General features: G+C 60.1%; 22 protein-coding genes. 8 read left to right on the top strand and 14 right to left on the bottom strand.

Annotation, left to right across the window (positions count from 1 at the left end; translation table 11 throughout):
- Window positions 1–4: 4 nt before the first annotated feature.
- From AB4Z13_RS17380 to ruvC, 5 genes are all read right to left on the bottom strand, one after another.
- The gene (locus AB4Z13_RS17380; protein ID WP_113320853.1) at window positions 5–517 is read right to left on the bottom strand and encodes an NUDIX hydrolase; all 513 of its coding nucleotides are present in this window, start codon (window positions 515–517) and stop codon (window positions 5–7) included.
- Window positions 518–521: 4 nt separating this feature from the next.
- Complete coding sequence (locus AB4Z13_RS17375; RefSeq protein ID WP_113320852.1) at window positions 522–1,424, bottom strand: metallophosphoesterase; 903 nt, start codon at window positions 1,422–1,424, stop codon at window positions 522–524.
- The gene (gene ruvB / locus AB4Z13_RS17370) at window positions 1,425–2,462 is read right to left on the bottom strand and encodes a Holliday junction branch migration DNA helicase RuvB (RefSeq protein WP_183735182.1); all 1,038 of its coding nucleotides are present in this window, start codon (window positions 2,460–2,462) and stop codon (window positions 1,425–1,427) included. It lies immediately after the preceding gene.
- 70 nt (window positions 2,463–2,532) lie between these two features.
- Window positions 2,533–3,147 carry a Holliday junction branch migration protein RuvA gene (gene ruvA, locus AB4Z13_RS17365; protein WP_037103812.1) on the bottom strand — a complete coding sequence of 205 codons (615 nt, stop codon included), beginning with the start codon at window positions 3,145–3,147 and terminating at the stop codon, window positions 2,533–2,535.
- A gap of 12 nt (window positions 3,148–3,159) precedes the next feature.
- Window positions 3,160–3,687, bottom strand: a complete 528-nt coding sequence (gene ruvC / locus AB4Z13_RS17360; protein ID WP_037103815.1) for a crossover junction endodeoxyribonuclease RuvC — start codon at window positions 3,685–3,687, stop codon at window positions 3,160–3,162.
- Between the two features lie 248 nt (window positions 3,688–3,935).
- Between ruvC and AB4Z13_RS17355 the strand changes: the two genes are divergently transcribed.
- The 3 genes from AB4Z13_RS17355 to AB4Z13_RS17345 all read left to right on the top strand — a co-directional run bounded on the left by AB4Z13_RS17355 (window position 3,936) and on the right by AB4Z13_RS17345 (window position 7,855).
- Window positions 3,936–6,251, top strand: a complete 2,316-nt coding sequence (locus AB4Z13_RS17355; protein ID WP_113323817.1) for a methyl-accepting chemotaxis protein — start codon at window positions 3,936–3,938, stop codon at window positions 6,249–6,251.
- A gap of 7 nt (window positions 6,252–6,258) precedes the next feature.
- Window positions 6,259–6,753: a GNAT family N-acetyltransferase gene (locus AB4Z13_RS17350; protein ID WP_113323810.1), complete on the top strand. Its 495-nt coding sequence runs from the start codon at window positions 6,259–6,261 to the stop codon at window positions 6,751–6,753.
- Between the two features lie 100 nt (window positions 6,754–6,853).
- The gene (locus tag AB4Z13_RS17345) at window positions 6,854–7,855 is read left to right on the top strand and encodes an LLM class flavin-dependent oxidoreductase (protein WP_113323809.1); all 1,002 of its coding nucleotides are present in this window, start codon (window positions 6,854–6,856) and stop codon (window positions 7,853–7,855) included.
- Window positions 7,856–7,927: 72 nt separating this feature from the next.
- Here AB4Z13_RS17345 and AB4Z13_RS17340 read toward each other — a convergent pair whose 3' ends face one another.
- Entirely contained in the window at window positions 7,928–8,674 is a 747-nt protein-coding gene (locus AB4Z13_RS17340; RefSeq protein ID WP_113323808.1) for a YebC/PmpR family DNA-binding transcriptional regulator, read from the bottom strand.
- Between the two features lie 173 nt (window positions 8,675–8,847).
- Here AB4Z13_RS17340 and AB4Z13_RS17335 point away from each other — a divergent pair, with 173 nt between their 5' ends.
- On the top strand, window positions 8,848–9,351 hold the full coding sequence (locus AB4Z13_RS17335) for a pyridoxamine 5'-phosphate oxidase family protein (RefSeq protein ID WP_113323807.1): 504 nt from the start codon (window positions 8,848–8,850) through the stop codon (window positions 9,349–9,351).
- A gap of 30 nt (window positions 9,352–9,381) precedes the next feature.
- Here the strand turns inward: AB4Z13_RS17335 and AB4Z13_RS17330 are convergent, their stop codons facing one another.
- From AB4Z13_RS17330 to AB4Z13_RS17315, 4 genes are all read right to left on the bottom strand, one after another.
- Entirely contained in the window at window positions 9,382–10,227 is an 846-nt protein-coding gene (locus AB4Z13_RS17330) for an MBL fold metallo-hydrolase (protein WP_113323806.1), read from the bottom strand.
- Between the two features lie 95 nt (window positions 10,228–10,322).
- Window positions 10,323–11,147 (bottom strand): TIGR00282 family metallophosphoesterase, encoded by an 825-nt coding sequence (locus AB4Z13_RS17325; RefSeq protein WP_007827096.1) that lies wholly within the window; start codon window positions 11,145–11,147, stop codon window positions 10,323–10,325.
- A gap of 3 nt (window positions 11,148–11,150) precedes the next feature.
- On the bottom strand, window positions 11,151–11,738 hold the full coding sequence (locus AB4Z13_RS17320) for a 5-formyltetrahydrofolate cyclo-ligase (protein ID WP_113323805.1): 588 nt from the start codon (window positions 11,736–11,738) through the stop codon (window positions 11,151–11,153).
- 66 nt (window positions 11,739–11,804) lie between these two features.
- A complete protein-coding gene (locus AB4Z13_RS17315) occupies window positions 11,805–12,266 on the bottom strand; it encodes a MarR family transcriptional regulator (RefSeq protein WP_113323804.1) in 462 nt (153 codons plus the stop codon).
- A gap of 58 nt (window positions 12,267–12,324) precedes the next feature.
- Here AB4Z13_RS17315 and AB4Z13_RS17310 point away from each other — a divergent pair, with 58 nt between their 5' ends.
- Window positions 12,325–13,392 (top strand): FUSC family protein, encoded by a 1,068-nt coding sequence (locus tag AB4Z13_RS17310; protein WP_113323803.1) that lies wholly within the window; start codon window positions 12,325–12,327, stop codon window positions 13,390–13,392.
- Here AB4Z13_RS17310 and AB4Z13_RS17305 read toward each other — a convergent pair.
- The 4 genes from AB4Z13_RS17305 to AB4Z13_RS17290 form a co-directional block, all read right to left on the bottom strand.
- Window positions 13,389–14,180, bottom strand: coding sequence for a hypothetical protein (locus AB4Z13_RS17305; protein WP_113323802.1), 792 nt, complete (start codon window positions 14,178–14,180; stop codon window positions 13,389–13,391). The two genes, AB4Z13_RS17310 and AB4Z13_RS17305, sit on opposite strands and share 4 nt — an antisense overlap.
- 39 nt (window positions 14,181–14,219) lie before the next feature.
- On the bottom strand, window positions 14,220–15,134 hold the full coding sequence (locus AB4Z13_RS17300) for an NAD-dependent epimerase/dehydratase family protein (protein WP_113323801.1): 915 nt from the start codon (window positions 15,132–15,134) through the stop codon (window positions 14,220–14,222).
- Window positions 15,131–15,955: a glycosyltransferase gene (locus tag AB4Z13_RS17295; protein WP_113323800.1), complete on the bottom strand. Its 825-nt coding sequence runs from the start codon at window positions 15,953–15,955 to the stop codon at window positions 15,131–15,133. The genes AB4Z13_RS17300 and AB4Z13_RS17295 overlap by 4 nt, the downstream gene beginning before the upstream one ends.
- 67 nt (window positions 15,956–16,022) lie before the next feature.
- Entirely contained in the window at window positions 16,023–17,243 is a 1,221-nt protein-coding gene (locus tag AB4Z13_RS17290; RefSeq protein ID WP_113323799.1) for an NAD-dependent epimerase/dehydratase family protein, read from the bottom strand.
- A 118-nt stretch (window positions 17,244–17,361) separates the two neighbouring features.
- Here AB4Z13_RS17290 and ybgC point away from each other — a divergent pair, with 118 nt between their 5' ends.
- The 3 genes from ybgC (at window position 17,362) to tolR (ending at window position 19,403) form a co-directional block, all read left to right on the top strand.
- The gene (gene ybgC, locus AB4Z13_RS17285) at window positions 17,362–17,811 is read left to right on the top strand and encodes a tol-pal system-associated acyl-CoA thioesterase (protein ID WP_113323798.1); all 450 of its coding nucleotides are present in this window, start codon (window positions 17,362–17,364) and stop codon (window positions 17,809–17,811) included.
- A gap of 402 nt (window positions 17,812–18,213) precedes the next feature.
- The gene (gene tolQ, locus AB4Z13_RS17280; RefSeq protein ID WP_007827062.1) at window positions 18,214–18,933 is read left to right on the top strand and encodes a protein TolQ; all 720 of its coding nucleotides are present in this window, start codon (window positions 18,214–18,216) and stop codon (window positions 18,931–18,933) included.
- 14 nt (window positions 18,934–18,947) lie between these two features.
- Window positions 18,948–19,403: a protein TolR gene (gene tolR, locus AB4Z13_RS17275; protein ID WP_113323797.1), complete on the top strand. Its 456-nt coding sequence runs from the start codon at window positions 18,948–18,950 to the stop codon at window positions 19,401–19,403.
- Window positions 19,404–19,411: the final 8 nt, after the last annotated feature.

Raw genomic sequence — 19,411 nt, 5'->3', positions numbered from 1 at the left:
TGCGCTAGTCCTTGTCGTCGAGATCACCATCGCGCCACACGAGATGGCGGGGTGTGACTGGCAGATTTTCAATCTCGCCGGCAAGGAAATAGGGCGGAATATCGAGCGCGGTCAGGGCCTGGAATGTTGCGGGCACCCATTTGAATTCCAGATGGTTGTCGCCGTCCTCCACCCGATGAATGATCTCATGCGTGCGGAAAGGGAAATTCTCGGGTATTTCCATGAGATAGTAGAAGCCGAGTTCGTGCCACTCGCGGCCTTCATAGTGGAAGAAATTCTCGACGATCCAGAGCAGGCGGCCGACGGTCACCTCGACACCGAGCTCCTCCATCATCTCACGCTTCAATGTTTCCTCCGAAGTCTCGCCAATCTCGGCCCGACCGCCGGGGATGGTCCAGAAAGGTTCGTGAACTGCGCGATGGACAAGCAGGTGCCCGTCACGAAAGCCGAGCCCGGCGATGCGGTAATTGAAGCGCTGGCTGCCTGCATTGAGGCGAACGACGGTTCGCTTGGGCATGACGTTATCCGAGATCGATGACCACAATTTCCGGCGGAACGCCGAAGCGGATAGGCGCCATGGAGCAGCCGAGCCCGCCGGAGACGATAATATTACGGCCGTTTTCGACGATATGGCCGTAGGCATAACGGTCGCCATAGCGCGAGGGCACGACTGGCGAATAGCCGAAAAGGCGGATCTGTCCTCCATGCGTATGGCCGGACAGTGTCAGCGATACTCGTTCGGGCACGCGTGGAAATATATCGGGCTCGTGGGCAAGGAGGATAACGGGCGCGTCGTCGGAAACCTGCGCAAGCGTTCCGCCGAGATCGTCGAGGCCTTGCATCCGGCTGCGGCCCCATTTCCTGCCCGGCAGGAGCGCCAGCTGGTCCTCCAGACCCGCCAGCCAAAAGCCATTCCCGTCCTTTTCCAACCGGGTGGCACGGTTGCTGTAAACGGAGATGCCCGCTTCGGCCAAGGCTCTGTGCCCGAAAGTATCGCCTCCGCCAATCTTCTGTGCGGTCCTGTCCTCCCACCAATCATGGTTGCCCATGATCGCATGGACGCCGAGCGGGGCCTTGAGCGTTGCCAGCGCCTTCGACCATTCACTGGAATGGACATAGCGCGTCACCATGTTCATGCCGGCCGCGTAATCGCCAAGCAGGAGCGCGATATCACCTCCCAGTTCGTTGGCGTGGGCGCAGATCGAAGCGATGCGGGCTGTGGACATCCAGGGTTCGCAAGCGTGAAGATCAGCAAGTGCGACAAGCCGCAGCTTCAGGCCGGGCGTCCACCCTGGCGGGGTCAGCGCGTAACGGGAAATCGCAGGCCGGGCGAGTGGTTCATAGGCGAAGGCATATCCGCCGAGTGCCGTGAGGCCGGCAAAGCTGCCGCCCATGAGTTTGAAAAAGCTGCGCCGGCTGATCAATCAATCGTCCTCCCGGAACAACCCGAACTGAGCAGCCTCCATATCCTTCGGCGGCTGCATGCCGAGATGTTTCCATGCGATTGCGGTCAGAACGCGGCCGCGCGGCGTGCGCTGGATAAAACCCTGCTGGATCATATAGGGCTCGATAATGTCTTCGATCGCGTCGCGCGGCTCGGAGAGGCCGGCGGCGATGGTTTCGATGCCGACCGGGCCGCCGCCGAAATTGACGGCGATCATGTTGAGGTAGCGCTTGTCGAGCTGGTCGAGGCCCATATTATCGACCAGCAGGCGCGTGAGAGCCTCGTCGGCGATCTCGCGAGTGACGGCTTCGGCCCTTGCGACTTCGGCGAAGTCGCGCACGCGGCGCAGCAGGCGGCCGGCAATGCGCGGGGTGCCGCGGGCGCGCCGCGCGATCTCGCGGGCGCCGTCATCGGTCATGCCAAGGCCCATCAGGCGGGCGCCGCGGCGGACGATCAGCTCCAGTTCCTCCACCGTATAAAAGGAGAGACGCACCGGAATGCCGAAACGGTCGCGCAGGGGTGTCGTCAGCAGGCCGAGGCGGGTGGTGGCGGCAACGAGCGTGAATTTCGACAGGTCGATCTTCACCGAGCGGGCGGCAGGGCCTTCACCGATGATGAGGTCAAGCTGGAAATCCTCCATGGCTGGATAGAGGATTTCCTCGACCGCCGGGTTGAGGCGATGGATTTCGTCGATGAAGAGAACGTCGCGCTCTTCGAGATTGGTCAGCAGAGCGGCCAGATCGCCGGCCTTTGCGATGACGGGGCCGGAGGTCGAGCGGAAATTGACGCCGAGCTCTTTTGCCATGATCTGCGCCAATGTCGTTTTGCCAAGGCCGGGCGGGCCGACGAAGAGAACGTGGTCCAGCGCCTCACCGCGGTTTTTGGCCGCTTCGATGAAGATCTTGAGATTGGCGCGCGCCTCCGCCTGGCCGGTGAACTCGTCCAGAGACTGCGGGCGCAGCGTGGTGTCGAAGTCTTCGCCACGCTTTTCCGGCGTTATCAGGCGGGCATCAGTCATTGGGTATTTCCGTTAGAAGCTTGCTCAAGTCCATACACCAAGCGGCCTGCATTGACACCCTGTGGGGCCATCAGCGTGAGAGTTCCCGCAGGCCGAGGCGGATCAGCTTGGCGCTATCCGCATCTTCGCCGGCCGTCTTCATGGCGGCGGCAACCGCATTGGCCGCCTGATCACGCGAATAGCCGAGATTGGTCAAGGCCGAAACGGCGTCGGCAACGGGGGCTGCGGCCACGCCTTCGCCGATCTCCTGCTTGAGGCCGATATTGATCGCCTCGCCGGCAAAGGCGGGCGCCTTGTTCTTGAGCTCGGTGACGATACGGATCGCGACCTTGGGACCGACGCCCTGAGCGCGCGAAACAGCCGTTTTGTCCTGCAGCGCGATGGCATTAGCAAGCTCGGGCGGAGTGAGAGTCGAAAGCACGGCGAGTGCCACTTTCGCGCCGACGCCCTGAACGCTCTGCAGCAGGTTGAACCATTCGCGTTCGAGCTGCGTCTGGAAGCCGAAGAGCTTCAGTTGGTCCTCACGCACATAGGTTTCGATAAAGAGCACGCAGGCCTCTCCGACGGAACCTAGCTTCGAGAGCGTGCGCGCAGAGCAAAAAGCGACGTAGCAGACGCCGTGCACATCCACGAGCACGTAATCATCGCCGATCTCATCAATTGTGCCTTTCAGCTTGCCGATCATGATCTTGTTCCGTCAGGGGTGGGTTTGGTGAGCGCCGGCGATTGCCTGCCGCATGCGGTTTGCGCCACGGTGATGAGCATGGCAGATGGCGATCGCCAATGCGTCGGCAGCGTCGTCGCCTTTGAACTCCGCCTTCGGCATCAGGATCTTCAGCATCATGTGGATCTGCTTCTTTTCGCCGTGGCCGACGCCGATGACGGTCTTCTTCACGGCGTTTGGCGCATATTCCGATACCGGCAAACCCGCACGGGCCGGCACGAGCATGGCGATGCCACGGGCCTGGCCGAGCTTCAGCGTGGCGACCGCGTCCTTGTTGACGAAGGTCTGTTCGACGGCGGCTTCCTCCGGTTTGTAGGAATGGACCACATCAGCAAGACCGTCATGCAGCTGGCAGAGGCGCGAGGCGAGATCCATGTCGCCATCCGAGGTGACGGTTCCCGAGGCAACGAAGCGCAGCGAATTGCCGAGCGTATCGATGATGCCCCATCCCGTGCGGCGAAGGCCGGGATCGATACCGATGATGCGAATCGTGTTTTGCATGGTTCACCCTATAGCGATGGTGAAATAAGTGCCATCGATATGTGAACAAAACAAAAACATGCCTTGTTTTTGCGGGACCGCATTTACCGCGAATTAAACCGAATGCCTGAATTCTAATCCATCAAATGTGAGAGGAGCCGGCTTTCGCAAAGCTTAAGGCTTCCGATGCTCTGTTTGTAGTTCAACCGGTGGGTGATGTCTCCAGGATGCCACTCGCCGGCGTCGCCGTTCCGGAAGGGTTCGTTTTCATGGCTCAGAGATTTCAGTCCCTGTCCTTCAAGGTGATAGCCACCTTCATCCTGCTGACCACGCTTTCGGTCGCGGTGATCAATATCCTCGCCTATTTCGCCAGCAGCCGCGTTTCCGACGAACAGGCGCTGAAGGCCAAGGAGAGCGTGCTGATCTTCCGCGGCGACATGCTGCAGGACCAACTCGAGCAGCTTGAGAACCAGGCAACCTCGATTGCGCGCATCGAAGCGCTGCAGATGTCGATCACCAACCTGAAGAGCGGTTGGAAGACGATGGAGAAGAGCTCCGGCGATGCTCGCGGTGAGCTGAAGAAGGTCTTCATCACGAACAATCCGAACCCGGCCGACCAGCGCGAGAAGCTCGCAAAGCCGGAGGGTCCGAGCGGTTTCTATTATTCGAGCCATGAGAAGACGCAGGGCGAAGTGGCGCGTGACCTCGCCGATACCGCCTTCAACGACCTCTTGATCGTCGATCTCGACGGCACCGTGCTCTATTCCTACAAGAAGAATGACGACTTCGCCGAAAACCTGAAGTCGGACGCCTGGAAATCGGCCGGCGCGGGCATCGCCTATGCCAAGGCAATCGAAAACACCACCAAAGCGACGGACGATTCCGCGCCGACGGCCTTCTCCGGCTTGCGTGTCGATGCCGGCAGCGGCAAGTCGGCGATCTTTTATGCCGTGCCGATCGTCAAGCTCGGCCAGGCGAAGGGGCTGATGCTGTTCAAGGTGCGCGACGATGTCGTCACCAGCATTCTGGCAAAGGGTATCGTGTCCGGCAGCACGGCAAAGACGGCCATCATTTCGGCTGATGGTTCGGCCATTGGTCTCAATGCATCCGGTCAGCTTGTGACGCTCGATGCTGCACCGTTCACCTTCATCAAGGATGCGCTTGCGAGCTCGGCAATGACGGTTGCGGATTTCGATCGCGCCGACGGCGCGGCACGCGCCTATGTGCGTGGCATCGATTATCGCGGCGACCGTTTCCTCGTCGTTGAAAGCGTGCTGCTCAGCGAATTGAATTCGGGCTCCATCGAGGTCGCTACATTGCTGACCTCGATCGGCATCGGCGTTCTCGTCATCATGGCGGTCGCCACAGGGCTCATCACCAACTTCCTGTTCTCGCCGCTTGCCCGTCTTGCCGGCGTGACCCGCGAAGTCGCAGACGGCAAGCTCGACATCGAGATCGGCAGCCAGAACCGCAAGGATGAGATCGGCACGATGGCGAAAGCGCTTGCTCGCTTCAAGCAGTCGCTGATCGAAGGCCGCGAGCTCGAAGCTGCGAGCGAGCAAACGCGCATGCGGGCAGAAAGCGAGCGCCAGCAGAATCTGGCTCAGCGCGAGGCGGAGGCCCGCAGCCTGCAGGACGTGGTCACAGCACTCGACGAGGGGCTTCATCATCTGGCGAGCGGCGATCTGGCCTATCAGATCGAAACCCGCTTCCCGAACGAGCTCGAAAGCCTGCGCGTGAACTTCAACGAGGCGCTGGCGACGCTCAACGAAACGATGACTGCGATCGGCGGCAACTCCATGGCCGTGCGTGCAGGCTCCGAGGAGATGCGGACGGGTGCCGATGAACTGGCCGGCCGCACCGAGCGGCAGGCAAGCTCGATCACAGAGACGGCCAACGCGATCAGCGCCATCACCCAGTCAGTGCGCGTACAGATCGAACGCGCCGAGCAGGCCGCGCGCATCGCCCGCGACGCGAAGAAGGAGACTGTCGGCTCCAGCCAGATCATGCGCGAGACGATCGCGGCGATGGAAGCGATCCAGGCGTCTTCACGGCAGATCAACACCATCATTTCCGTCATCGACGATATCGCCTTCCAGACGAACCTGCTGGCGCTGAATGCCGGTGTCGAGGCAGCGCGTGCCGGCGAAAGCGGCAAGGGCTTTGCGGTCGTCGCTATGGAAGTACGCGAACTGGCGCAGCGGTCTTCGAGCGCTGCCAAGGAAATCTCCAGCCTGTTGCAGAAGTCCACGCATGAGGTGGAAAGCGGCGTGGCGCTCGTTGAAAGGGCCGGCATTGCGCTGACTGGCATCGGTGGTCATGTTGAATCCATCAACGGCCAGATCAATGAGATCATGGAATCCACCCGTGAAGAGGCAGACACCCTGCGGCAGATCAACAGCTCAGTCGCCGAGCTCGATTCCATGACGCAGCAGAATGCGGCGATGGTCGAGGAGACGACGGCTGCAATCCACCGTCTGGCAACCGAAGCTGTGGAGATGGACCGCCAGCTCGGCAACTTCACCCTTGCCGAAGGATATCAGCAGCAGAGCGCCGACATGCATCTGCTGCGCAAACAGGCGTGATCGCATCATGCTGATCCGGTTCGAAAAGCCCGAGGATGCGGATGCCATTCATGAGCTGACGCGGGTGGCGTTCGAGCCGATGCCTTACAGCAACAATACCGAAGCGCGGATTGTCAGGGATCTTCGCGCGTCGGGTGATTTGATACTATCTCTCGTCGCGGAAGAGGGCGAGGAGATCATCGGCCATGTCGCTTTCTCGCCGATCACAATCGGTGATATCGAGGATGGATGGTATGGGCTCGGGCCGATTTCGGTAAAGCCGGAGCGGCAGCGGCAGGGGATCGGCAGAGAGCTGATCCTGAAAGGGCTCGATCTGCTGAGAGAGCGTGATGCGACCGGCTGCGCGCTGATCGGCAATCCCTCGGTCTATCGCGGCGCTGGCTTCGAGAGCGATGGGAAGCTGACCTATGGCGATCTCGATACGCGATACGTCCAGAGGGTCATCTTCAAGGGATCGCCCCCATCAGGCGCTTTGAAATTCTCCCCGGCTTTCGACGAATGACAGTTATTTTCCGCGGCAGCTTTTGTTGGCGCCGCGATTTGGAATAGCGCCACGGCGAACCTACATAGACCGCACTCCCATTCTCGAGCGGCAGGTTTCCATGGTTCCGTTTTCCATTCTCGATCTTTCCCCTGTGGCCGAAGGCACGACCATCAGCCAATCCTTTGAGGCGTCGAAGCGTATGGCACAGAAGGCGGAGGAGTTCGGCTATACGCGTTTCTGGATGGCGGAGCATCACGGCATGCCCGGCGTCGCGAGTGCGGCGACGTCTGTCATCCTCGGTCAGATCGGTGCGGTGACGAAGACCATCCGCATCGGCTCGGGTGGCGTCATGCTGCCGAACCATGCGCCGCTCGTCATCGCCGAACAGTTCGGCACGCTGGAAGCCTTGTTTCCCGGCCGCGTCGATCTCGGTCTTGGCCGCGCGCCCGGAACGGACATGCGCACGGCGCAGGCGCTACGGCGCAACCTCGACGCGGGTGCAAATAGTTTCCCCAATGATGTGGTGGAACTGCAGCAGCTTCTCGGCACACCGATCGAAAACCAGGCGATCCTCGCCGTACCCGGCAACGATTCACACATCCCGATCTGGCTGCTCGGCTCCAGCCTCTACAGCGCCCAGCTTGCGGCCATGCTCGGCCTCCCCTTCGCCTTTGCTTCGCATTTTGCGCCTGACATGCTGCTTGATGCTATCGCGATCTATCGCGACCGGTTCCAGCCCTCGTCGGAACTCGACAAGCCCTATGTGATGGTCGGCGTCATGGGCGCGGTTGCTGAGACGGACGAGGAGGCGCAGTATCACTTCACCTCGGCTCAACAGCAGTTCGTCAATCTGCGGCGCAATGTGCGCGGGCCTTTCCCACGGCCGGTCAGGGATAGGGATGCCTTCTGGTCACCGATGGAAAAGATGAATGTCGAGCACACGCTACGCTACGCCGTCGTCGGTTCGCCGGCCACGGCCGAAGTCCAGCTCAATGAATTCCTCAAGGAGACGCAGGCCGATGAGGTCATCATCTCCATGCCGATCCATGATATCGAGGCGCGGTTGAAATCGGTGGAGCTCTTTGCTGGGCTTGGCAACTTCATGCGGGCTGCGGCTTAGCCGCCAGAGCATCCCAGCAAACAAAAACCCGGCGGAATGGCCGGGTTTTTCGATTCAATATCCTGGATGGCTTTAAGCCGAGAGCTTGGCCAGAACTTCTTCGGAGACTTCGAAGTTCGAATAGACGTTCTGGACGTCGTCATCGTCTTCAAGCGAGTCGATCATTTTCAGCAGCGACTGCGCCCTCTCTTCGTCGACCGGTACGTTGTTCTGGGCGCGCCAGACTGCCTTCACGGTATCGGCTTCGCCGAGGGATGCTTCGAGCGCCTTGGCGACTTCGCCGAGGGCTTCGAAGGCGGTGGTGATGTAGTGGCCTTCCTCGTCGGTCTCCACATCATCGGCGCCGGCTTCGATCGCGGCTTCCATGACCTTGTCGGGATCGCCGGCGGACAGCTTGTAGGTGATTTCGCCGACGTGGTCGAAGGAGAAGGAAACCGAGCCGGTTTCGCCGAGTGCGCCGCCGGCCTTGGTGAAGATTGAGCGGACGTTGGAGGCGGTGCGGTTGCGGTTGTCGGTCAGGGCCTCGACGATGATCGCCGTGCCGCCTGGGCCGTAGCCTTCGTAGCGGACCTCGTCGTAGTTCTCCGTATCGGCGCCGGAAGCCTTCTTGATGGCGCGGTCGATATTGTCCTTTGGCATAGACTGGGCCTTGGCGTTCTGGATCGCCAGGCGCAGGCGGGCGTTCATCGTCGGGTCGGGCAGGCCGGCCTTGGCGGCAACGGTGATTTCGCGCGCGAGCTTGGAGAACATTTTCGAGCGCACGGAATCCTGACGGCCCTTACGGTGCATGATGTTTTTAAACTGTGAATGGCCAGCCATGGCACCCCTGTTCACGTCTCATTGTTCGGAATGGGCCGCCTTATAAGATCGGAAAGGGCGATATTCAAGGAAAAAGCAGCTTTTCGATCCTTCCCTGGCGGCGTGGTGGTGGGCGGAACAAAGCCGAGGAGATGACGTTTTCAACCGACAACACCAGCAGGAAAGGAACGGCAATGGCAAGCTTCACTGAAGCCCGGGAACAACCGGCACGTCAGCTCTGGGATCAGATCAACGATATCAATGCCGGCATGCTTGGTCTTTCAGGCATCGATATGCATATGCAGCCGATGGCACCCAACGTCGATCCGACCACCAATACGATCTGGTTCTATACCAAGACGGATGCCGAACTCGTGCAGATGATCAAACCAGGCAGCCGCGCGCATTTCTGCGTCATCGGCAAGAACCATGATTATCATGCCTGCCTGTCCGGGGTTATCGAGGTGCACCCTGATCCCTCGAAAATCGAGGAGTTTTGGAACTCGGTCGTTGCCGCCTGGTACGAAGGTGGCAAGAAGGATCCAAAGCTGACGATGCTCTCCATGCATGTCGATGACGCCGACATCTGGGTCTCGACCGGCAGCAAGCTGAAATTTGGCTGGGAAATTGCCAAGGCCAATTTCGATGAGGAGAAGATGCCTGACGTCGGCATTAAACGGCATCTGCAATTTGCGTGAGCAAACAGGCCCGGCATGGTCCGGGCCTTTTTACTGCACGTCCTTCATCACATAGATCAGAGGCTTTTTCGGCAGCGTGCGCAGCGAAACGGTGATGCTGTTGTCGGGCGCGTAGTTGACGTCGAAACCATTGCCGAACATCGAGATGAAGGCGTTAACCGGCGGGCCGCGGCGATGCATCGGCAAGATCAGCGACGAGCGCAGCCGCTTGATGACACGGCTCATACTGTCTGCACCCATGGTCAGGCCGCCATCGACCGGCACCATGACCACATCCAGCCTGCCGATTTCAGTGTAATGTGTGTCGGTCAGCTCATAATGCAGGTGGCCGAGATGGCCGATGCAGAGGCCGGCGATCTCGAAGATGAAAATGGAATTTCCGTCCTGCTGCGATCCGCCGAGCCCGTAGCTGAAGCGGATATCCGTCGTCACATTGCGGATATAGGCATCGCCGACGACAAGATTGATCTTCGCCTTGTCGCCGGGAATATCGCTCCAGCCGTGCAGAACATGCTTGATGCCCGGGTCTGGCGTCAGCGTGTAATGCGTCTGATGCGCCTTGTTCATGGTCACGACATCGGGTGTTACCGCGGGTTTGTACCAGCCGTTATAATCGGTGGCGATGACAATGCCGCCGGGTGTGTCGATCTCGAAGGTAGAATGGCCAAGGTAGGTGAATTTAACATCTTCGTCCTCGGACACCGCCGGGATTATCGGCGCCGTAACGGAGAAGCTGGCGAAGGTCGCCTTGGGGATAGTCTGCGCGATAGCCTGGCACTGGCTGACAGGTCTGCGGTTTTCCTGGGCTGCGGCAAGGCGCGGTGCGGTGAAAACCGCTAGGCATGCGATAGCGAGGACAAGACAATGCGGCTTCATGCCACCCCTCCGGCGCTTTCACGAAGCCGCGAAGATGCGGCATGCCGTCGCAGTGGTCCAGCCGGACCATGCTCACAATTGCGTGTTGCAGTGGCCTAGCGCCAGAACTCCGGGATCGTTTCGGCAAGCCGCGGGCCAAGGCGCAGCGGGGCGATCTTTTCGGCCAGACCCGTCGCATCCGAAATTTCCACGCCGACGCCGCAGATGGTGGCGGGACCAGTAGCGGCTTCCATACGGCCCTTCGGCATCTTGGAGATGAAGCGGTTCAGCGGTTCTTCCTTGTCCATGCCGAGCGAGGAATCGTAATCGCCGCACATGCCGGCATCCGACATATAGGCGGTGCCGCCATTCAGGATCTGCGCATCGGCGGTCGGCACATGAGTGTGGGTGCCGACGACGAAGCTGGCGCGGCCATCGACGAAATGGCCGAAGCACTGCTTTTCGCTCGTCGCTTCCGCATGGAAATCGAAGATGATGGCATCGGCCTGCTCCTTCAGCGGGCAGGCGGCAAGGATCGTCTCAGCCGCCTTGAAGGGGTCGTCGAGCTCGGGATGCATGAAGACGCGGCCCATGATGTTGGCGACGAGCACACGCGCGCCGTTGCGCGCATAGAAAAGACCGGAGCCGCGGCCGGGCGTTCCCTGCGGATAATTTGCCGGACGCAGAAACTGGTCATGGCGGCCTGCGAAAGCGACGGCATCCTTCTGGTCCCAGACGTGATTGCCTGTCGTCACCACATCGGCGCCGGCATTGATCGTTTCCAGAAAGATGTCTTCGGTGATGCCGAAGCCGCCGGCGGCGTTTTCGCCATTGACGATGACGAAGTCGAGCTTCAAGTCGGAAACCAGACCGGGCAGGCGGTCCCAGACCGCCGTGCGTCCCGTCTTGCCGACCATGTCACCCAGAAATAGCAGTCGCATTCCCTATCCAATCCGTGAGGTAAAATGGCGCAGGCCGCTTTCCGTCAGGATGGCATCCAGGCTTATGTCATGCGGCTCAGCCGGTACCTCTGCCACTTCCTGGCAGTCAAATGCAATGCCGATCAGCTTCGGCGACAAGCCTTTTTGCCGGAGACGGCCGATTGCACGGTCATAATGGCCGGCGCCGTAGCCGATGCGGTGGCCGCGGGAATCGAAGGCCGACAGCGGCACCAGCATGATTTCGGGGTCGAGGATAGCAGCGTCTTCGCCTGGGCCGACCGTTCCGAAGCCGGTGCCGATCATTGCCGTGCCGTGGACGAGTTCGCGGAAGACGATGGTCTGCTTGTCGATGATTGCGGGCACGCAAAGGCGGGCGCCGCGTCCGCGCCACCGTGCCATCAGCGGCTGCAGATCGGCTTCCGAACGGATCGGCAGAAAACCGGAGATGATCGTGCCGGGTGTAAAAACAATCGCATCGCCGGCATGGGCTGCCATGTCGAGGCTTTTGGCTGCGCGCAGATCCGTCGGGATCGCATCCCTGAGTGCCAGACGCTCAGCGCGCAATTGAGCCTTCAATTCCTTGGGCGTCATCTCAATTCCATATCGTTGTCCGGCGAACATAACCGCTTGCGGCTGATTGCAACAGGTGAAAAGGGTCTATTCCTCGCCTGATTGCGCCTCGTTCTCGATATGGGCATAGGCGAGTTTCAGCATGATTTCCGACGCTTCCATCAATGTCCTGCGCTCTTCCGGTGTCAGGTGGTCGTCCATCGTTTTTTCCAACCAGGCGCGGCGAGCGCCTATGTCCTCGGACAACACCGTGCGGCCGTGAGGAGTGATCGACAGTTCGATCTCGCGGCGGTCGGTCTCGCTACGCATGCGGCTGATCAGCTCGTCGCGCTCAAGGGCCGCGATGATACGGGTGACCGATTGCGGCTGCAGATGTTCTTCCAGGGCCAGCCGCCAGGCGGGCATCGGCCCCAAGCGATGAAGCGTGGCGAGGATCGCAATGGTCGACAGGCTGTGCGGACCTTCGGGGCGCGCAGCCCGCAAGCGGCGGCCGAGCAGCAGGACGGAGCGCAAGATGCGTGTCGCAGGTGCGTCGTGATTACTGGACATATCGTACGCAGTGCGTATTATTTCTTGGATGCCCAATTCCGGGTCTGAGAAACGATTGATGGAAAAGACACTCAATCACGTAGCCGGAGCCTTTCGCTGGTCGACTGAAAAGGAAGTGACGGCGATCGAAATCGCCGTATCGGCGCTTGCCATGGCCGTTCCGGCGCTGCTTGCGGCGAGGGGCCATCATACGGGGCTTGGCCTGATCGGCGGCATGGCGATGAGCGGGACGGTAGCGCATGGCAGACTGAGGACGCAAGCTGCGAGCGCAGGGGCCGCATTGCTGGTCCTAGTGTTTGCGACGGGGCTTGCCTGCGCACTCGGGCGGCTTGGCGGTGCTTGGCAGATGGGCCTGTTGGTGATTGCCGGCATTGCCGGTATCGTCGGCGGTTTCGATCGCGCTGTTGTCGCCGCCTCCATGCGCTTTGTCTTCTATCTCGTCATGGTCGGCGGCATCGTCTCTACCACCACGGCAGATCCGCTGCTCATCTTTGCCATTGTCATCGGCGGCGCACTTTTCGCTGTCGTTCTCCACATGGTGATGGCTGTGGTCGTTGCACATATCCGCCGTCATGCGGCAGAGCCGGTCGAGGATGAACGCAAGCCGAGCGCCGGACAGAAATTCAACAGGCTGTGGCGCTCCCTGACGGAGCCAGCTGGCTGGCAATATCCAGTCCGACTGGTTTCCTGCCTGGGCGCGGTCTCGCTCATCCACCTGTTCTTTCCCGATCACGATGTTCACTGGGCTGCGCTGGCGCTGGTGCTGCTGATCGAGCGGCGGCCGGAACGCTTGCCACTCAAGACGACGCAAAGAGTGATCGGCGTTCTCTTCGGTGTCTTTTGTGCGGGATTGCTGTCGTTTCTTACCTTGCCAGCCTGGGCAGATGTGCTTGTTGTCGCCGTGCTCGGCGGTAGCAGGCCCTTTCTGAGAGCCAGGAATTATCTCGCCTATTCGATGGTGATGACGCCGCTGATGATGATGGCCACGGGAACCGCCGATCATGCCCTGCCGGCTTCCGCGCTGCTGGATAGGCTATTTGCGACTGTCTTTGCCGCCTGCCTTGTGCTGCTCGTCAACCAGGCAACGATCCATTTTCTGCCGCAGACGGCCGCGCCTAAGGCTTAGACGACGATGCTCGAGGGAATGGTCGCCGTCGGCACGGCAGCCGACAGGCCGGTCACGGCTGATTGTGCTGTTCCGATTGCACCTTCGGCGGCGGCGTCGCGGTTCTTCTCGCGCAGATCGCGCATGGCCTTTTCGAGGATCTGCTTCAGCTCGCGGACGACGGACTTGAACTCTTCCATCGTCTTGCGGTCATCGGCGGAAATTGCCGACGACTTCGGACCGTCTTCGACGATTTCCTGATAGGCCTTGCGGGCATGAGCCGCACCGTCTGTTTCCGCCGTGTCCGTGCCGTCTTCCACTGCTTCCGTTGTCGTTTCGGCACCCTGCGTTGCCTCGGTTGAAGCCGTTGCATCGCTTGCGACAACGTCGGCCGTTGCATTGGTGGTGGCATCGGTCGTCGCGGCGGTGGAAGCTGATATGGCTGCTGTGCTGGTCGCAGCACTTGCATCGGAAGAGCCGCCGGTTGCAACGGCCGAGGCAAATTCGGAGGCCGCGGCGCCAACCTTACGTGCGAGTTCGGCGGCGAGACGCGCAATCACTTCAGGCGGGAAGCCCGCCGTCTTCAGCGCCTGAAGCTCCTGCTTGGCTTCTTCGAGCTTGCGCTGGGCGCGGCTCTTCGCATCGTCGGCGGAGCTTGCCAGCGAATTACGCACCTGTTCCAGCGCCAGCGACTGCCGCTGGATCTTCAATACGCCGGTATCGGGCTCGTTGCTCGTGGACGAAACGCCGGATTGTGCCGGCTGAGTGCCGCGCAGAAGGGTGGACGCCGAAACGGTTGCGAGCTGCATAATATACCCCCGATTACATTTGGGGCGCACTCTGCCAGATCAGACTTGCGTGGAACTGGGGCGCGGAACCCCTTGTTTCCCAGCCAATCGCTGCATCGTTTGTTCGAAAAGGGGCATGCCACCGGGCTTCCAGCCGAGCGCGCGGATCTTACTCGTGTTCATGGTGCAAAGCTCTGCCTTGTCCGCTGCTTCGGGCAGCGGGAAGGGACAGTCGACGTGATGGCGGATCGGCGAAAGGATATCCCTCGTATCGACGGCGATATCCGAAACGTTGAAGACCTCGCCGGAGATTCGGGCACTTTCCGTTTCCAGCATCAGCCGCACGACACGGCCGAGATCGCGTCCATGCACCTCGGTTCCCGCACGTGGGGAAACAGGCTGGCCGCTCAGATAGTCGTCGATCAGTCGATCCCATTTGTTTGGGGACCGGTCACCGTAAACGCCTGTTGCCCGCAGGCTTGCTCCTGCAAAGCCTGGGCCGGAAAGATGGGCGAGCGCCCGCTCCGCATCAAGCTTGACCTGTCCGTAAAGGGTTTCCGGCGTGGCGGGCATGGTTTCGAAAAGCTCGGTGCCTGGTGCAGGCTCGCCGTAAGCGGCACGGCTGGACATGAAGATGCAACGGCGGGTGCCTGCGCGCTTTGCCTCCTCGAAGAGTTTCACTGTACCATCGAGATTCAGGCGGTGAAACGCCTTTGGATCATCGCCTTCGCCGCCGCGGTATTTTCCTTCGATGTGACTGAAGGCGGCGTGCACGAAAAAATAGGCATCATCGAAGGCGCCGATATCGTCCTCGTCCGGATCGAGCGAAAGCGGGGCGAAATCGACCGGACGAGAGAAGGACTGGGGGAGCGGCGCCCGCCGTCCGCCGATAATCACCTGATATCCGGCAGAAAGCAGCTCTTCGACGATATAACGTCCGACGATACCCGTTCCGCCTGATACCAGTACTTTCATGCCGCCTCATCCGGATTGGCCAGAGATGCAATCTCCGGCACGTGGCCGCCAATATGAAAACAATGCCACAAATCGATCAAAGGTTGTAGCCTCGCTGCCTTGGGATGATCTTTTTCCCAAGGTTTTTCATACTGATAGTGCAGGATAGAAATGCTCTTCCAATCCCACAGGGCCGGCATCGTGAACCAGACATATTGCAGCATGTTGAAATAGACCGGCAGACCATGCCAATTGGGGAAGAACGTCTCGAGGAAGGTCTGGTCTGTGCGCCGCCAGAAGATGTCGGGCTGATCCAGAACTGCAAGCATCTGCCGGAAGGTCTCTTGCGAAGGGCGGGCAACGAAGACGCCGGAGTTCATGCGGTGGAAGTCGGCAAGGCTTTCATAGACATTCGGCGCCGCGGAGAATTCCGGGTAGGCGAAGAGCTTGTCGACATTCTTCAAGACGATCGCATCGGCATCGATGAAAACGCAGCGCTCATATTCGACAAGCTGCCAGAGGCGGAGCTTGCAGAAATTGTCGAGCGGCGAATGAAAGGTCGGCTTGCGGCCTTTGGTGAAAGGTGCTGCGGAGTGGAGATTGCCGCGCGCATGCCGCTCGTTGAAAGCATCCGACAACGGCAGATGCTCGACTTCGATCAGCCGGCAGCCGAGAGCGTTCAGCGGGGCGAGGGTGGCCGCGTCGACTCCGCCGGTATGCAGAATGACGATGGAGGCGTCCGTGCCGGTGCGACGCAGCGAGTTTGCCAGTGCCGTCGCGCCCATGGCGTAATCGGCGTTGGTGACGAGAGTGACGTAGGCGAAGTGCGGGGCAGGGGTCATGGATGCGGGGTACTTTCCTGAACGGCCTCGCTCCGGCAAGGCCGTTGCTTCGAGAAGAAAGCACCACTCATGATACGGACTTCAGCCGCTTGCCTTCCGGGTCGTGATTAATTGTCGCGGCGATATCCTTCGTCCAGGCGGAGACGGCCGGGACGCGAGAGCGGTCGACACGGTAAGCGAATTTCTTGGCGACTTCGACGATTTCGTCGAGCAGGCCTGCCTTCAGGGTAATCGGATCGAGGCCGAGGCTGAGGAACTTGTCGTTCCTGACGACCAGATCGTTTTCGGCAGCTTCCTTGCGCGGATTGGGCAGCCAGACGACTTCGGAACCAGCCATCTTGGCGATCATCTCGGCGAGATCGCGCACGCGATGGGTCTCCGTCATCTGGTTGAAGATCTCGACGCGTGAGCCGCGCGGGGGGGGATTCTTGAGTGCCAGTTCGATGCAGCGGACGGAATCCTGGATATGGATAAAGGCGCGCGTCTGGCCACCGGTGCCGTGGACGGTCAGCGGATAGCCGATGGCGGCCTGAATGAGGAACCGGTTCAGCACCGTGCCGTAGTCGCCGTCATAATCGAAGCGGTTGATGAGCTGTGGATGGCGGCGCGTCTGTTCAGTATGCGTGCCCCACACGATGCCTTGATGCAGATCAGTGATCCTAAGGCTGTCATTCTTGGCATAGAACTGGAAGAGCAGCTGATCCAGGCACTTGGTCATGTGGTAGATCGAGCCGGGATTGGATGGATAGAGAATCTCCTGGGAGGCAGTTTCGCCATCCATCGTCTCGATGCCGACAGGCAGATAACCTTCCGGGATGGCGGCGCCGACCGTCGAATAGCCATAGACGCCCATGGTGCCGAGGTGGACCAGATGCGCATCGAGCTGCAACTCGACCAAAGCATTCAGGAGATTATGCGTGGCGCTAACATTGTTGTTAACAGTGTAATTCTTGTGCCGGTCGCTCTTCATCGAGTAGGGCGCAGCGCGCTGCTCGGCGAAATGGATGATCGCATCCGGCCGGTTTTCCGCGAGCCACTTCTTCAGGAGCTCGTAGTCCCGAGCGAGGTCGATCAGATTGAAATGAATGCGGCGGCCGGTCTCGGCATGCCAGATGCGGGTGCGCTCCTGAATGGAGTCCATCGGCGTCAGCGACTGGACACCGAGCTCGGTGTCGATCCAGCGGCGGGAGAGATTGTCGAGGATGTGGATGTCATGCCCGGCATCGGAGAGATGCAGCGAGGTTGGCCAACCGATGAAACCGTCTCCACCCATCACCGCAATCTTCATGCCACTGGCTCCTCATCGGTTGTTTTCCATCGGGATAATTAGGAAATATGACAATTGTTCAATGCTTGCCTGTCGAGAAGTGTTGCGTCAAAGAGGGCCGGAAAGTTTGGAGAAAATTATGGCGGAACACGGTTTTTCTATTTCCGGCGAGCTCACCGACGTGGGGCATCGACTCGTCCAGCGGGTCTATTATGAAGATACGGATTTCTCCGGTCTGGTCTATCACGCACGCTATCTGCATTTCCTCGAACGGGGCCGCACCGACTACCTGCGCTGTCTCGGTGTGGAGCAGCGAGAGCTCGTGAATGCGGACGAGGAAGGACTCGTCTTCGTCGTTCATCGCATGGAGATCGACTTCAAAAGCCCGGCCCGCATGGACGACATTTTGACCGTGATCACACACACCGAAAAGGCCGGCGGCGCGAAGATGGTGCTCAACCAGGAAATCCGCCGCGACGATACGCTGCTGATCGCTGCCAAGGTGATCATCGCCGTGATCAATGCCAAGGGTAGGCCGCGCCGGCTGCCGGAGGCACTGGCAAGGCAAATGCTCATTCCCGAAAGCTGAAAACAGCCGGGATATGCCTGCGTTTCCTGCGTCAAACTGCTGGAATCGAGGGCTTGTAAAAACTTGAATTTTATGTGAAGGAATTGCTGCGCTGCAAGATGAGCGCTGTGTTCAGCAACCGGACAATGTTCCGGTCAAGTTATCCAGGAACAAAATCTCCCGCGACATTCCCGCTGTCATAGTCTGGCACTAACGATCTATTAACCATAATGGTGTCTTACTTGCGGAGTCGGAGTTTGTGCGACGCACGCCTTCCTTTGACCAAATTTGACGGCAAGAAGGCGGAAGAAGAGCTTGGAAGCTTGACCAGGGCTTTGGGCGGCGGCCGCCAGACATTCTTGCGTGATCACTTCGTGCCGCCCGGTCAAGCGCCGGGCGTTTGGATTCGGGGATTTTGGATCTATGGAACAAGTAGGATTGGCAGCAGCCACGACCGACGTCAGCCTCTGGTCGCTTTTCATGCAGGCCGGCATCGTCGTCAAGCTGGTCATGCTCGGCCTTATCGCCGCTTCGGTGTGGACCTGGGCTATCGTCATTGACAAATATCTGGCCTATGGCCGCGCCCGTCGCCAGTTCGACAAGTTCGAACAGGTCTTCTGGTCTGGCCAGTCGCTGGAAGAACTCTACCGGACGCTTTCCGAGCGCAACAACACCGGTCTTGCGGCGATCTTCGTCGCGGCGATGCGCGAATGGAAGAAGTCCTTCGAGCGCGGCGCACGTTCGCCGATCGGCCTGCAGATGCGTATCGATCGCGCCATGGACGTGACGCTCGCCCGCGAATCCGAATTTCTCTCTGCCCGCCTCGGGTCGCTGGCGACGATCGGCTCGGCCGGTCCGTTCATCGGCCTCTTCGGTACGGTTGTCGGTATCATGACCTCGTTCCAGGCGATCGCCGGTTCGAAGTCGACCAACCTCGCGGTCGTCGCACCCGGTATCGCGGAAGCGCTTCTTGCGACCGCCATCGGCCTCGTCGCCGCTATCCCGGCGGTTATCGCCTACAACAAGTTCTCCGCCGACGCGGGCAAGCTCTCGGGTCGCATGGAAGGCTTTGCGGATGAATTCTCAGCCATCCTTTCGCGCCAGATCGACGAGAAGCTGCAGCCGCGCCAGGCTGCGCAGTAACGGAGTAGACGATCATGGGTATGGCTGTAGGCGGCAATAGCGGAGGGGGCGGCGGACGCCGCCGCCGTGGTAGCCGCAACAAGGGTGTGATCTCCGAAATCAACGTGACGCCGCTCGTCGACGTCATGCTGGTGCTTCTCATCATTTTCATGGTGGCGGCCCCGATGATGACGGTCGGCGTTCCGATCGATCTGCCGGAAACGCAGGCCAAGGCACTGAATTCTGAGACGCAGCCGATCACGATCTCGGTCAAGAACAGCGGCGAAGTCTATCTGCAGGAAACGCCGATCCCGGCCGAAGAAATTGCTGCAAAGCTGGAGGCGATCGCCACTACTGGCTACAACGAGCGCATCTTCGTGCGCGGTGATGCGACGGCGCCTTATGGCGTGATTGCTGACGTCATGGCCCGCATCCAGGGCGCAGGCTTCAAGAATATCGGCCTCGTGACGCAGCAGAAGAAGGACCAGTAACGCTCAAG

This window comes from Rhizobium sp. YAF28 (genome assembly GCF_052113285.1).
Taxonomy (GTDB): Bacteria; Pseudomonadota; Alphaproteobacteria; order Rhizobiales; family Rhizobiaceae; genus Rhizobium.
This window is presented reverse-complemented; position numbering and strand designations above follow the sequence as displayed.